Source organism: Kitasatospora sp. NPDC059803 (genome assembly GCF_042732255.1).
Lineage (GTDB): Bacteria > Actinomycetota > Actinomycetes > Streptomycetales > Streptomycetaceae > Kitasatospora.
On record NZ_JBHWIJ010000239.1, the window covers coordinates 1 to 13,627 of the forward strand.

General features: G+C 75.0%; 13 protein-coding genes. 7 read left to right on the plus strand and 6 right to left on the minus strand.

Annotated features, from left to right (window positions below; all coding sequences use genetic code 11):
• Positions 1-196, minus strand: a 196-nt coding sequence (locus ACFV6I_RS29545) for a hypothetical protein (RefSeq protein ID WP_380428574.1), incomplete at its 3' end; no start/stop codon positions are given.
• Between the two features lie 100 nt (positions 197-296).
• A complete protein-coding gene (locus tag ACFV6I_RS29550; RefSeq protein WP_380428588.1) occupies positions 297-2,009 on the minus strand; it encodes an RNA-guided endonuclease TnpB family protein in 1,713 nt (570 codons plus the stop codon).
• Positions 2,010-2,173: 164 nt separating this feature from the next.
• Here ACFV6I_RS29550 and ACFV6I_RS29555 point away from each other — a divergent pair, with 164 nt between their 5' ends.
• Positions 2,174-3,379 carry an MFS transporter gene (locus ACFV6I_RS29555; RefSeq protein WP_380428576.1) on the plus strand — a complete coding sequence of 402 codons (1,206 nt, stop codon included), beginning with the start codon at positions 2,174-2,176 and terminating at the stop codon, positions 3,377-3,379.
• A 20-nt stretch (positions 3,380-3,399) separates the two neighbouring features.
• Here the strand turns inward: ACFV6I_RS29555 and ACFV6I_RS29560 are convergent, their stop codons facing one another.
• Positions 3,400-3,804 (minus strand): nuclear transport factor 2 family protein, encoded by a 405-nt coding sequence (locus tag ACFV6I_RS29560; protein ID WP_363377590.1) that lies wholly within the window; start codon positions 3,802-3,804, stop codon positions 3,400-3,402.
• 188 nt (positions 3,805-3,992) lie between these two features.
• Here ACFV6I_RS29560 and ACFV6I_RS29565 point away from each other — a divergent pair, with 188 nt between their 5' ends.
• Positions 3,993-4,400: a MarR family winged helix-turn-helix transcriptional regulator gene (locus tag ACFV6I_RS29565; RefSeq protein WP_380428590.1), complete on the plus strand. Its 408-nt coding sequence runs from the start codon at positions 3,993-3,995 to the stop codon at positions 4,398-4,400.
• 165 nt (positions 4,401-4,565) lie between these two features.
• On the opposite strand, the gene pgm is transcribed toward ACFV6I_RS29565, so the two are convergent.
• Together pgm and ACFV6I_RS29575 are read right to left on the minus strand one after the other, a co-directional pair.
• The gene (gene pgm / locus ACFV6I_RS29570) at positions 4,566-6,206 is read right to left on the minus strand and encodes a phosphoglucomutase (alpha-D-glucose-1,6-bisphosphate-dependent) (protein ID WP_363377591.1); all 1,641 of its coding nucleotides are present in this window, start codon (positions 6,204-6,206) and stop codon (positions 4,566-4,568) included.
• A 142-nt stretch (positions 6,207-6,348) separates the two neighbouring features.
• Positions 6,349-6,648: a YciI family protein gene (locus tag ACFV6I_RS29575; RefSeq protein ID WP_063352966.1), complete on the minus strand. Its 300-nt coding sequence runs from the start codon at positions 6,646-6,648 to the stop codon at positions 6,349-6,351.
• Between the two features lie 286 nt (positions 6,649-6,934).
• Here ACFV6I_RS29575 and ACFV6I_RS29580 point away from each other — a divergent pair, with 286 nt between their 5' ends.
• Together ACFV6I_RS29580 and ACFV6I_RS29585 are read left to right on the plus strand one after the other, a co-directional pair.
• Positions 6,935-7,300, plus strand: coding sequence for a hypothetical protein (locus ACFV6I_RS29580; RefSeq protein WP_380428578.1), 366 nt, complete (start codon positions 6,935-6,937; stop codon positions 7,298-7,300).
• A gap of 63 nt (positions 7,301-7,363) precedes the next feature.
• Entirely contained in the window at positions 7,364-8,854 is a 1,491-nt protein-coding gene (locus ACFV6I_RS29585; protein ID WP_380375817.1) for an FAD-binding protein, read from the plus strand.
• Between the two features lie 64 nt (positions 8,855-8,918).
• On the opposite strand, the gene ACFV6I_RS29590 is transcribed toward ACFV6I_RS29585, so the two are convergent.
• Entirely contained in the window at positions 8,919-10,427 is a 1,509-nt protein-coding gene (locus ACFV6I_RS29590) for a multicopper oxidase family protein (protein ID WP_380428580.1), read from the minus strand.
• Between the two features lie 258 nt (positions 10,428-10,685).
• Here ACFV6I_RS29590 and ACFV6I_RS29595 point away from each other — a divergent pair, with 258 nt between their 5' ends.
• The 3 genes from ACFV6I_RS29595 to ACFV6I_RS29605 all read left to right on the plus strand — a co-directional run bounded on the left by ACFV6I_RS29595 (position 10,686) and on the right by ACFV6I_RS29605 (position 13,577).
• Positions 10,686-12,065, plus strand: coding sequence for a pyridoxal phosphate-dependent decarboxylase family protein (locus tag ACFV6I_RS29595; RefSeq protein WP_380428582.1), 1,380 nt, complete (start codon positions 10,686-10,688; stop codon positions 12,063-12,065).
• Between the two features lie 82 nt (positions 12,066-12,147).
• On the plus strand, positions 12,148-12,813 hold the full coding sequence (locus ACFV6I_RS29600) for a GNAT family N-acetyltransferase (protein WP_380428584.1): 666 nt from the start codon (positions 12,148-12,150) through the stop codon (positions 12,811-12,813).
• Entirely contained in the window at positions 12,810-13,577 is a 768-nt protein-coding gene (locus ACFV6I_RS29605; RefSeq protein WP_380428586.1) for a DUF6875 domain-containing protein, read from the plus strand. The genes ACFV6I_RS29600 and ACFV6I_RS29605 overlap by 4 nt, the downstream gene beginning before the upstream one ends.
• Positions 13,578-13,627 lie beyond the last annotated feature (50 nt).

The window sequence follows — 13,627 nt, forward strand, 5'->3', positions numbered from 1 at the left end:
GGCGCGGGGGCCGGCCCGGGGGTGAGGGCGGGGCGGCGGCGCGGGCGGCCGCGCGGGCGGGGGCGGTGCCCGCGGCGGCGAGCAGGGCGGTGGCGGCCAGGGCGGCCAGGGCGCTGCGGCGGCCGAACTGCGGGGCGGCCGCGGTGTGCGGGGCGGCAGCGGCGTACGGGGTGGTCACGGTGTGCGGGGTGGTCATGGGCCCACGGTGGCGGGTCGGGCCCTGCGGGCGCGTCGGGCCGGCGCAGGAGCGCCGGGCGGCGGGTACGACCGCGGGCATAGGCCCCGGGGCGCAGGTCTCAGCCGGAGACGGCGGGCCCAGCGGGCGCGGCGGGAGCTGCGGGGGCAGCGGGCGCACCGGTGAGGAGGGCGTCGAGCAGGCCGGGGAAGCGGGTGTCGAGGTCGGTGCGGCGCAGGCTGACGAAGCGGTTGCGCCCGGCGACGCGGGTGGTGGTGACGCCGGCCTCGCGCAGGACGCGCATGTGGTGGGAGACGGTCGACTTGTGGAGGTGCTCCAGGCCCAGGTCTCGGGGGGCGCAGGAGTGTTCGGCGCCGTCGGCGTAGCTGAGCAGCAGGGTCATCCGGACGGGGTCGCCGAGGGCGTGCAGGACCGTGACGAGGTCGATGTCGGCGGTGGTGGGCTGGGGCAGCCGCTCGTCTTCGGTCATGGCACGTGGTCCTCGTCGGGTCGGCGTTGGTTTGACATTGACTTCCTCCCCGCCCTGAAGGGCGGGGACTCCGGCCGCGCGTGCCGCGCGGGGGCTTCGCCCCGCGTGGGTGCGGTCGGCCGGTGGTTGGCGCTTCACCGACCGGGTAACCCCGAGGTCTCCACGCCCTGAGACCGCCTGCCCGGCGGCCTTGATGTTCTTCGCCGCGTTCACGTCGGCGTGGTCGGTGTGTCCGCAAGCGGTGCACTCGAAGACCGCTTGGCTCTTGCGGTTCTTCGGGTCCACGCGCCTACACACGTTGCACGTCTGGGAGGTGTACGCGGGGTCGACCAGTACGACGTCCGTCCCGGTGTACCGGGCGGCGTTGCGAAGGGCCAGTTCCAGCATGTTCCATCCCTTGTCCAGGATGGCCCGGTTGAGCCCGGCCTTGGCCCGGACATTGCGCCCGGGGTGTTCGACGGTCCCGGCCGCCGAAGCGGACATGTTCTTGATCCGGAGGTCTTCGAGGACGACCAGCGCGGCCTGGCCGGTGATCCGGTTCGCCGTCCAGGCACAGAAGTCCGCGCGGCGGTTTCGGACCCGGCCGGTGATCCGGTTGATCGCCGCGATCGTCTGCTCGCGGCGAGTACTGCCCTTCTTCTGCCGGGCCTGCTTCTGCCGCAGCCGGCGCAGCCTCGCTGTCTCGCCCGCCGTGGCGAACCGCCGGTCGTGGAACGTGCCGTCGCTGGTGGTGGCGGCGATCTTCACGCCGCGGTCGATCCCGACCGCCGTGGACGGCATCACGTGCGCCTCGGGTGTTGCTTTGCCGTCCTCAACCAGGAACGAGACGAACCAGTGCCGCCCCTGCCGGGTGACCGTCGCCGACCGGATCCCGCCACCCAGCGGACGCGACCAGCGAAACCGCACCCACCCGAGCTTGGGCAGTCTGGCGCGGCCCCACCTGCGGCCCATCCGCTCCACCGTGATCAGGTTCCCGGCCGGGAAGCGGAACGACGGCGACCAGCGCCGCACCGGGCGCCACCGCACCCCGAACGTCCCGTGCTCCCGGCACGCCCGGTCCAGATCCCGAAGTGTCTGCTGCAACACATGCGACGGCGCGACCGCCAGCCACGGAAACTCCCGCTTCGCCTCCGCAAGCTCAGCGGCCTGCGGCACGTAGTTCATCCACGCCTCGCGCCGCCGATACTCCCGGCGCTGCTCCAGAGCGATGTTCCACACCGACCGGCAGATGTTGCCGAACGTCTCACACAACACCGCCTGATCTGAGGTGAGTTCAAGCCGATACCTGCGGCCGGACAGCACGGGAACACCACCCTTCCAACCACTGTGATCAACGTAGTGCACGCCACCGACAACGCAGCGACCCGCGCAGCTTCGCGCCAAGGATGGGCCAACCCCCAGGCAAAGCAGGCGATCTGCGCCCAAGAGTTCAGATCATCCACCAATCCCCTAGTGTTTGACGAGCGTCAAACTGTTGCCCTATCGTCAAACAATCGGGGGGCTTTTCCATGCCCGTACGCCTGCTCCTGCTCGCTCTCGGCACCTTCGCCATGGGCACCGACTCGATGGTCGTCGCCGGCATCCTCGGCCCGATCGCCGCCGACCTGGGGGTGTCCGTGCCGGCCGCGGGCCAGCTGGTCACCGTCTTCGCGCTCGGCTACGCGCTGCTGGCCCCGGCGCTGGCCGCGCTCACCGCCCGCTGGCCGCGCCGGCGGCTGCTGCTGACCGCGCTCGTGGTGTTCAGCGCGGCCAACGCGCTCAGCGCGCTCGCCCCCAGCTACGGGCTGCTGCTGGCCACCCGGGTCCTGGCGGCCGCCGGGGCCGCGCTGTACACGCCGACCGCCAACGCGGTGGCCACCACCCTGGTCACCCCCGAGCGGCGCGGACGGGCGCTGGCCACCGTACTGGGCGGGATGACGGTGGCCACCGCACTGGGCGTGCCGCTGGGCACCTGGGTGGGGCGCGGCGACTGGCGGATGACGATGTGGCTGGTCACCGCGCTGGGCGTGGCGGCGCTGGCGGGGCTGGCGCTGCTGCTGCGCGACCTGCCCGCGCCGGTGGCGGCGCCGGGGCTGCGGGCGCGCCTGGCCCCGCTGGGGCAGCGACGGGTGCTGGGGGCGGCGGCCACCACGCTGGCGTTCTTCCTGGCCTTCCAGTGCGTCTACATCTACCTGGCCACCGCCGTCTCGGGGGCGACCGGGGGCGACGCGGACCGGCTGAGCCTGGTGCTGCTGACGGCGGGCGTGATGTCGGTGGCGGGCAGCTGGCTGGGCGGGCGCCTGGTGGACCGGGTCGGGGTGCGGCGGGTGCTGCTGACCGGCTCGACGGTGGCGGCGGGCGCGTTCGCCGCGCTGCCCTGGCTGGGGCGCAGCATGCCGGGGGCGCTGGTGTACGCGGCGGTGGTGCCGCTGGCGGGGTGGGCGGTGTCGGTGGCGCTGCCGCACCGGCTGGCGTCGATCGATCCGGGGAACGCGCCGCTGCTGATCTCGCTGAACAGCAGCGCGCTGTACCTGGGGACGGCGGCCGGGGGCGTGGCGGGCAGTGCGGCGATCGCGGTGCTGGGCGGGCGGTGGTTCCCGTTCGCGGCGGCGGGGCTGGCGCTGGTGGCGGCGGTGACGGCGGCGGCGACCACGCGGGACGCGCGGGCGGGTGCACCGGCGGCGGCGGAGGAGGAGGTGGCGACGGTGCCGGCGCCGGCACCGTCGCGGTCCTGATCGTCGAACAGACCGGGGTCTCAGCGGGCGGAGCCGAGGTTGCGGTCGGCCTCGGCTCCGGCGAGCAGGAGGGTGGTCTCCTCGATGCGGCGCAGGCGTCCGCAGGGGGCGTACCGGCCGAAGAGGTAGACCTCCATGGAGACCCGGGTGCCGTCGGTCTTGAGGACGTCGACGGTGTGCCGGGTGGCGGTGCGGTCGCCGTCGTGGAGTTCCTCGTGGACCTGGACGCGGCCGGAGGCGACCACGGCGCGCAGGTGGCGGATGTGGTCGGTGAAGGCGGCGCGGTCGTCCCAGCGGCCGTCGGTGCGCTGGCGGTAGTCGGGGGTGAAGTGGCGCTCGACGGCGGTCTCCAGGTCGAGGCCGGGGGTGAAGAGCAGGTCGTCGAGGGCGGCGGCGATGGTGGTGCGGGGGGCGGTGGCGGGCATGGGGGTTCCCTTCTCGGAATCCGGCAATGCGTGCGTGGCGCACGCTTCATGGGGTGAGCGTACCCCAGGAACGCGTGCGCCGCGCACGCTATGATCGAGGGGTGGACCACTCCCCCGAAATCCCCGACCCCGAGACCAAGACCGACCCGGAGGCCGCCCCCGGCCTCGGGGACACCGTCGCCCAGGCCCTGGCCGTCCTGCTGCGCCGCCCCGCCCGCGCCGCGCTCTACCGGCGCCTGACCGAGGGCCTGGGCGAGGCGGTGGACGAGGTCACCTACCCCGTGCTCTCCGGCCTGGCCCGCACCGGGGCGCGCAGCGCCGCCGACCTGGCCGCCGAGATCGGCCTGGACCGCTCCGGGGTCAGCCGCCGGGCCACCCGTCTGGAGGAGGCCGGGCTGCTGCGCCGCGAGGCCGACCCGCACGATCAGCGCGCCACCCTGCTGACCCTGACCGGCGCGGGCGAGCGCACCGTGGCGGTGATGCGCGGGCGCCTGGCCGGCGGCATCGAGGAGGCGCTCGCCTCCTGGCCGCCCGGGGAGGCCGAGGCGTTCGCCCGGTCGCTGCGGCGCTTCACCGAGCAGGGCCCGTTCGGCTGAGCACGCGGCGAAAGGGCTAAGGGGCGGCGGAGCTAAGCGGCGCACGCGGCGAGGGCGCGCGCGGGGCGACGGGGCGCGCGGGACAGCGCCGTGAGGGCGAGGGGCCCGGAAAACGCGGGTGCCCCGGGCCGGGGAACCGGTCCGGGGCACCCGCGGGCGCGGGGATCAGGCGCCGAGGACCTCGCCGACCAGGGCGCGGGCCTCCTCCTGCACCCGGGCCAGGTGGCCGGTGCCGAGGAAGGACTCGGCGTAGATCTTGTAGACGTCCTCGGTGCCCGAGGGGCGGGCCGCGAACCAGGCGTTGTCGGTGCACACCTTGATGCCGCCGATCGGCGCGCCGTTGCCGGGCGCCTCGGCCAGCACCGCGGTCACCGCCTCGCCGGCCAGCTCGCCCGCGGTGACCTGCTGCGGGGAGAGCCGGGCCAGGCGCGCCTTCTGCTCGCGGTCGGCCGGGGCGTCCACCCGGGCGTAGGCGGGGGCGCCGTGGCGCTCGGTCAGCTCCCGGTAGTAGGCGCTGGGGGTGGCGCCGGTGACGGCGGTGATCTCGGAGGCCAGCAGGGCCAGCAGGATGCCGTCCTTGTCGGTGGTCCACACCCCGCCGTCGCGGCGCAGGAACGAGGCGCCGGCCGACTCCTCGCCGCCGAAGGCGATCGAGCCCTCCGCGAGCCCGTCGACGAACCACTTGAAGCCCACCGGCACCTCGACCAGTTCGCGCTTGAGGTCGGCGGCGACCCGGTCCAGCATCGAGGAGGACACCAGCGTCTTGCCGACCGCGGCGTCGGCGGGCCAGTCCGCGCGGTGGCGGTACAGGTAGTCGACGGCCACCGCCAGGTAGTGGTTGGGGTTCATCAGGCCGCCGTCGGGGGTGACGATGCCGTGCCGGTCGGCGTCCGCGTCGTTGCCGGTGGCGATGGCGTACTCGTCTCGGCGCCCGATCAGGGAGGCCATCGCGGACGGCGAGGAGCAGTCCATGCGGATCTTGCCGTCCCAGTCCAGCGTCATGAACCGCCAGGTCGGGTCGGTGACCGGGTTGACCACCGTCAGGTCCAGGCGGTGCGTCTCGGCGATGCGCGCCCAGTACGCCACCGACGCCCCGCCCAGCGGGTCCGCGCCGATGCGCAGCCCGGCCGCGCGCACCGCGTCCAGGTCGAGGACGGCGGGCAGGTCATCGACGTAGGTGCCCAGGTAGTCGTGGCGCCCGGTGGTCGCCGCCGCCAGCGCCCGCGCGTACGGGACGCGCTTGACGCCGCGCAGGCCCTCGCGGATCAGCTCGTTGGCGCGGTCCTGGATCCAGCCGGTGGCCTGCGAGCCGGCCGGGCCGCCGCTGGGCGGGTTGTACTTGAAGCCGCCGTCGCGCGGCGGGTTGTGCGAGGGGGTGACCACGATGCCGTCCGCCAGCGCCCGGGGGCTGCGCCGGTTGTGGGCCAGGATCGCGTGCGAGACCGCGGGCGTGGGGGTGTAGCCGTCGGCCGCGTCCAGCAGTACCTGCACGCCGTTGGCGGCCAGCACCTCCACCGCCGTCACCTTCGCCGGCTCCGAGAGCGCGTGCGTGTCGGCGCCCAGGAACAGCGGTCCTGCGATGCCCTGTTGGGCCCGGTACTCGCAGATCGCCTGCGTGGTCGCGGCGATGTGGTCCTCGTTGAACGCGGCGTCCAGCGAGGACCCGCGGTGGCCCGAGGTGCCGAACGCCACCCGCTGGCCGACCTCCTGAGGGTCCGGGTTCAGCGCGTAGTACGCCGTCACCAGCCGCGCCACATCCACCAGGTCATCCGGCTGTGCCAACTGCCCGGCCCGTGCGTGTGCCATCCGTCTTCTCCCGCCAACTTCCCGTACGCGTCCTTGCCCCGTGCCACCGATCGTAGCCAGAACGCGACCGTGCCCCGAACCGCGAGGCGGGGCGGGGCACAGCGGGGCCGGAGTTCAGGGGCCGGGGTTCAGGGGCCGGGGTTCAGGCGGGCAGCTGCTGGCGGTAGGCGTCCAGGGCGGGGGCGGTGGTGGTGGCGAGGAACTCGGTCACCGTGTAGGCGACCAGGCCCTCGCGGGCGAAGGGGTCGGTGCGGGTCAGCTCCTCGACCGCGGCGCGGTCCTCGCCCAGCGCGATGATCACCCCGCCCTCGCGCGGCACCTTGCGGCCCGAGGCGAGGAAGGTGCCGGCCTCGTAGTGCCCGCGCAGCCACTCGACGTGCTGCGGCAGGGCGGCGTCGATGCGCTCCAGCGGGGCGGTGTACGTCAGCTCAAGTACGAACATGCGACCAGGCTAGCCCCGCACGGCAGGGGCCTCGCGGCCGGGGATCCCGGCGTGTACCGAGCCCCATTGTGCCAGTTCAGCGGGGGGTTTCGGTAGGACGCAGAGCACCCGGATCACACCTTGCCGGGCGGCGGGCGCAGCCCGCAGACTCGTCCGCATCCACTCCTTCGGCCACGCGCCGGCCCCCTGTCCAGGGCGGCCGGGGCGCGCGCCGTGCTGCGCACGGGCCGTACGGCGCCGCAGGCGGTGGGCGGTGAACAGTGAACGGACGAAGGGGGACGCGAGGATGACGGTGCACAAGGACGCGGCGCACAGGGACACGGCGCACAGGGACCTGGTGCTCAAGGCGCGGGTGCGGCTGCTGAGCCACAACGAGTGGGTCCTGGACGCCCCGGAGGGGCTGTGGGTGTACCGGGCGCTGTTCCCGGTCAGCCCGCCCGTGTACGCCTACAAGCTCGCCTACGTGCTGTGGACGGCGGCCGACTCGCCGCGGGTGGCCCATCTGCCCCAGGCGCGGCGGGCGTTGCTGGAGGAGGCGCGGGCCGCCTGCGCGCACATCCCCGCCGGCGCCCCGGCCTACCAGATGCGGATGCCGGAGTACATCGCGGCCGCGCTGGCGGGGCTGGAGCAGGAGGGGCGTGCGGGGAGGTAGGTGGTCGCGGGGTGGTTGCGGTACAACAATCCCTATTTGACGACTGATCGGAGAAACGCTGATATGAGCAGTTCAGGTCTGTCCCGCCGCGCACTGATCGCCGGCGCCGGCGCCGCCGTCGTCGGCTGGAACACCGCCGCCCGCGCCTGGGCCGCCGAGCCGGGCGAGAACGTGGATCAACTGCCCGCCCTGGACGGCACGGTGGCCCTGCGGGGTGCCGACGTGGAACGGTTCTCCTCCGACTTCGGGCACCTGGTCACCGCCTCGCCCCGCGCGGTGCTGCGCCCGGCCTCGGTGCGCGACGTCCAGAAGGTGGTGGCCTTCGCCCGCCGCCACCGCATCCCGGTGGCGGTCAACGGGCAGAGCGGCGACCAGGCGGCGGCCGGCGACAGCGGGCTGGAGTCGCACTCCAGCTACGGCCAGGCCAACCCCCGCGGCGGCATCGCGATCGACGCGCGCGGGCTGTCGCGGATCCTCTCCGTCGAACCCGGGCGGGCCGTGGTGGAGGCGGGCGCCACCTGGGCGCAGCTGACGGACGCGGCGCTGGCGGCGGGCTGGATGCCGCCGTGCCTGACGGACTACCTGCACCTGTCGGTGGGCGGGACGCTGAGCGTGGGCGGCATCGGCGGGGCGGTGCAGCGCCACGGGCTGCAGGCGGACACCGTGCGGTCGCTGGACGTGGTGACCGGTACCGGCGAGCTGGTGACGGCCTCGCGCGAGCACAACCGGGAGCTGTTCGAGGCGGTGCTGGCCGGCGGCGGGCAGGTGGGGATCATCGTGCGGGCCACGCTCGCCCTGGTGCCGGCGCGCGAGCGCGCCACCGTGTTCACCCTGGCCTACGACGACGCGGACCTCTACCGCGCGGACCAGGAGAAGGTGCTGGCCCAGGGCCGCTTCGACCTCCAGGTCGGCAACGTGGTGCGCAGCGCGGACGGGCAGCGGTGGCGCTACACGGCGGAGCTGGTGGCCTACGGGGACGCCGGGCGGGCGGTGGACCGGGAGGCGCTGCTGGCGGGGCTGCACGGGGTGGCGGGCGAGACGACGGTGGTGGAGCAGAGCTGGCGCGAGTACGCGTTCCGGGTGGACGCGTTCGCGGGGTACCTGCGGGCGGCCGGGTTCTGGGGGCTGCCGAAGCCGTGGCTGAGCCTGTTCCTGCCCGCCTCGACGGTGGGGGTGTTCATGCGGGAGGCGACCGCGCTGCTGACGGCGGAGGACCTGGGGGCGGGGCTGCTGCTGTTCTACCCGTACGCGCGGGCGCGGGTGGGGGCGCCGCTGGCGGTGCTGCCGCAGGAGCCGGTGGGCTGGCACTTCGACCTGCTGGCGTTCCCGGCGCCGGGGGCGGACACGGCGGCGATGCTGGAGCGCAACCGGCGGCTGTACGACCGGGCGGTGGAGCTGGGCGGCAAGCGCTACCTGATCGGGGCGGTGCCGGGGATGACGGGGGCGGACTGGCGGCGCCACTACGGCGGTCTGTGGGAGCGGGTGGAGCGGGCCAAGCGGCGGTGGGATCCGGCGGGGATCCTGGCGCCGGGCCAGGGCATCCACGCCGGCTGACAGCCGGGCCCCCGGGCCGCCTGCGGGGGGGCGGGCGGCCCGGCGGGGGGCAGACAGAAGGTGGTCAGGTGATCTCCAGCTGCGCCATCATGCCCATCGCGGAGTGGTCCAGCAGGTGGCAGTGGTAGGGGTAGCGGCCGCGGTAGGAGTCGAAGAGGGCCTGCAGGCGCACGCTCTCCCCCGGCAGCAGGCGCACGGTGTCCTTCAGCCCGGACTCCGCCGGGCCGGGCGCGGCGCCGTTGCGCGCCAGCACCCGGAACTGCACCAGGTGCAGGTGGAAGTTGTGCGGGACGTCCTTGTTGGCGTTGACGACCGTCCAGATCTCCGAGGTGCCGAACGCCACCGAGGCGTCCACCCGCGCCGGGTCGTACACCTTGCCGTCGATCAGTCCCAGCGGGGCGGCGCCGGGCTTCTCCTGGTACTCCAGGACGACGGTGCGCTCGCGGGCCGCCGCGCCCAGGGCGGGCAGGGTGCGCAGCTGGGCGGGGACGCGGCTGGGGTCGTCGGCGGCGCGGGTGATGTCGAAGCGCAGGACCTGGCCGACGTGTTCGGCGGGGCCGGGGGGCATGGAGTTGGTGAGGACGATGCTGGAGCCGACCGGGTAGCGGGAGAAGTCGACGACGACGTCGGCGCGCTCCCCGGGGGAGAGGTCGACGGTGTCGGTGACGTGGGGGCGTTCCAGCAGGCCGCCGTCGGAGCCGATCTGGGTGAGGGGGCCGCCGTCGGCCAGGCGCAGGGAGAAGAAGCGCAGGTTGGAGGAGTTGAGCAGGCGCAGCCGGTACTTGCGGGCGGCGACCTCGACCTTGGGCCAGGGGCGGCCGTTGGCGAGGATGGTGGTGCGGTTGAGGGGGTCGTCCATGCGGTAGACGAGGCGGCCCTGGGGGTCGAAGCGGGCGTCGCGCAGGGCGATGGGCAGGTCGTAGCGGCCGGCGGGCAGCGGCAGGGCGGCTTCGGTGGCGTCGGTGATCAGGTAGGTGCCGGCCAGGCCCCGGTAGACGTGCTCGGACTCCAGGTGGTGGGCGTGGTCGTGGAACCACAGGCTCGCGTGGGGCTGGTCGTTGGGGTAGGTGTAGGTGCGGGTGGCGCCGGTGTCCAGGAGGTTCATGGGGCCGCCGTCGGAGGCGACGGGGACGCGGGCGCCGTGCAGGTGGACGGAGACGGGGTCGTCCAGCAGGTTGGTCTGGCGCACCACGACCGGGCGTCCGGAGCGGGCGCGGATGACAGGGCCGGGGAAGGCGCCGTTGTAGGTGAGGACGTCGGTGCGGTGCCCGGGCAGGATGCGGGCGTAGGACTTGAGCATGGTGACGGCGTAGGTGTCGGCGCCGCCGTCGGTGGAGACGGGGGCGAGCACCGGGGGCAGGGGCATCGCGGCGGTGAACTTCGGTGCCAGGGCGGGGCCGGCGTCGGGACCCGGGTCGGCCTCGGCGGCGGGGGCGGTGGCGCCCGGGTGGGTGTGGGCGGCCGCGGCGGCGGCGGTCTCCACGGAGGCGGCCGGGCGCAGGGTGGTGCGCATGAGCAGGACCCCTCCCCCGGTCGCCAGGGCGGCGCCGATCATCCTGCGTCTGGTCACCATCGCGCGTCCTCCTGCTGCCGGCCCGGTGTGGCGGTGTGCCCGTGCGGCCCCGGCGGGTGGGGCGGGGGCGGGTTCCGGGGGTGATTGCAGCAGCGGATCCTTGCGCCCGGTTGGGGTCCGGCTGAGGCCCGGTGGAGCGCGCGGGGCGGGTTGCGGGCGGGGCGCGCGATGAGCTGCGGGTGTTGCGGGCCGCTTGCGGCGGGCAGTCACCGTGGCTCGCAGAACACTGGAGGATCCCTCGAAGGGAAGGGCCGGAGCGTGGACCTGCGGTACTGGCTGCCGAGGGCGGCCGAGGTCGCCGAGCAGTGGGGAGAGCGGTTCGGGCCGTACAGCCCGCACCCCTCGCACCAGGTGGACGACGCGGACTTCGCCGCCGCGTTCGAGCGCTTCGCCAAGCGCCTGGAGCACAACTATCCGTTCTTCCACCCCCGTTACGCCGGGCAGATGGTCAAGCCGCCGCACCCGGCCGCCGTCGTCGGCTACCTGACGGCGATGCGCTTCAACCCCAACAACCACGCCTACGAGGGCGGGCCCGCCACCAACGACATGGAACGCGAGTGCGTCGCCCAGCTGGCCGCCATGTTCGGCCTGCCCCGCCACGTCGGCCACCTCACCAGCAGCGGCACCATCGCCAACCTGGAAGCCCTGTACGTGGCCCGCCAGAGCCACCCCGGGCGCGGCGTCGCCTACAGCGCGCAGTCCCACTACACGCACAGCCGCATGTGCCACGTCCTGGGCGTCGAGGGCCACGCGGTGGCCGCCGACGCGGACGGGCGCATGGACGTCGACGCGCTGGCCGACCTGCTCGCCACCGGCCGCGTCGGCACGGTGGTCGTCACCGCCGGCACCACCGGGCTCGGCGCCGTCGACCCGGTGCACGAGGTGCTGGCACTGGCCCGCCGCCACGGGGTGCGGGTGCACGTGGACGCCGCCTACGGCGGGTTCTTCGCCCTGCTGGCCACCGACGACACCCAGGCCGCCGCCCTGCACCTGGACCCGGCGCCGTGGCGGGCCATCGCCGGCTGCGACTCCGTCACCGTCGACCCGCACAAGCACGGCCTGCAGCCCTACGGCTGCGGCGCGGTGCTGTTCGCCGACCCCGACATCGGCCGCCACTTCGCCCACGACTCCCCCTACACCTACTTCACCGACGCCGAACTGCACCTGGGCGAGATCAGCCTGGAATGCTCGCGCGCCGGCGCCGCGGCCGCCGCCCTGTGGCTGACCCTGCAACTGCTGCCGCTCACCCCCCAGGGCCTGGGCGCCGTCCTGGCCGGCGGGCGGCGCGCGGCCCTGGCCTGGGCGGACCTGATCGAGGACAGCCCGCACCTGACCCTCCACCAGCGCCCGCAACTGGACATCGTCACCTACCACCCCACCCCCGGCGGGACACCGATGTCCGCCGTCGACGCCGCCAGCCGGCACGTGCTGCGCCAGGGCATGGCCGACGAGCAGGACCCGCTCTACCTGAGCCTGCTGCGGGTGGACGCCGCCGACTTCACCCGCCGCCACCCGGCAGCGGCGGCGGACGCCGAGGGGGCCTCGGTGCTGCGCAGCGTCCTGATCAAGCCCGAGGCGGAGGACCACCTGCCGGCCCTGCACGCGCGCCTGACCTCGCTCGCCACCGCCCGGCCCTGACCCGCCCGTCGCCCCGCTGTACGAGTGCACCCCCCGTACGACCGCCCTGCTGTCCCGCCGCCTGTCTGCCGAGGAGTGTCCGTTGACCACCGCCACCGTCCCGCCGGGCGCCGCCCTCGCGGCCCCCGCGGTCCGCCCCGCCCGACCCGAGGAGGCCCCCGCCCTCGCCCGGGTGCTCGCCGCCGCCTTCCACGACGACCCGCTCACCCGCTGGGCCTTCCCCGACGACGCCCACCGCGCCCGCATCCTGCCCGCCTTCTTCCGCGTCCACGTCGACCAGTGCCTGGCCCACGGCGGCGCCCTGACCGCCCAGCACCCCGACGACCACGCCCCCGTCGGCGCGCTGCTCTTCCTGCCCCCCGGCGTGTGGGAACACCCCGGGGAGCAGGACCAGGCGGCCGCCCGCGCCCTGGACGCGGCCGTCGACGCCGACGCCCACCCCGAATCCGCCCGCCGCCTGGCCGCCATCACCCGCCTCCAGGCCCGCCGCCACCCGCGCCACCGCCCCCACCACTACCTGGCGTTCGTCGGCGCCCACCCCGACGCCCGCCGCACCGGCACCGGCACCGCCCTCCTGCGCGCCTTCCTGGCCCGCGTCGACCACGACGGCCAGGCCGCCTACGCCGAGACCAGCTCCCCCGGCGGCGCCCGGGTCTGCGGCGCCGGCGGCTTCACCCGCTTCGGCGAGGCCATCGCCCTGCCCGCCGGCGGCCCCCGCCTGACCCCCGTGTGGCGGGGCCCCCGATGACCACCCACACCCTCGACATCGACACCGCACTGCACAGCGACACCGCACTGCGCAGCGACACCGCACTGCACAGCGACACCGCACTGCGCAGCGGCACCGCCCTGCACAGCGACACCGCGCTGCGCGTCTACTCCGCCGAGCAGATCGACGCCGGCGCCGCCGACCACCACCCCGAAGCCGCCGAGATCCTCGCCTGGAGCCGGCGCTTCCTCACCACCGCCCACCCCGACCTCGGGCGCAGCGGCCCCGTCTGCCCCTACACCCAGCCCTCGCTGCGCCGCGGCCTGTTCCACATCGCCGTCGCCGACACCCGCGCGGGCGGCGACCTGCCCGCACTCGTCGGCGAGCTGCGCGCCTGGTACGAGCGGCTGCTGGCCGACCTGACGGAGGAGTCGGACCGGGAGCTGCTGACCGTCCTGCTGGTACTGCCGGGCCTGGACCGGGCCGACTCCACCGCGCTGGACGAGGCGCAGCGCAAGGCCAAGGACGAGTTCGTCGAACAGGGCCTGATGATCGGCCAGTTCCACCCCGTCTGCGAGGAGGGGGGCCTGTGGAACGGCTCCTTCCGGCCGCTGCGCGCGCCCGTGCCGCTGCTGGCGGTGCGCAAGCTCCTCGTCTTCGACCTGCCCTTCCTCGTCGACGACGAGGCCCACCTGGCCCACTACCTGGCCCGCTTCGCCCCCCAGGTCCCCGCCCGCATCCGCGACCAGCTGGTCTCCGGCATGACGGAACACCGCAGGACCGCCCGCCTGACCGCCGCCTGAGCCGCGGCCCCCCTGCGCGCGGGGGCGGGGGGGGGGCCCGCGGCGGGGGG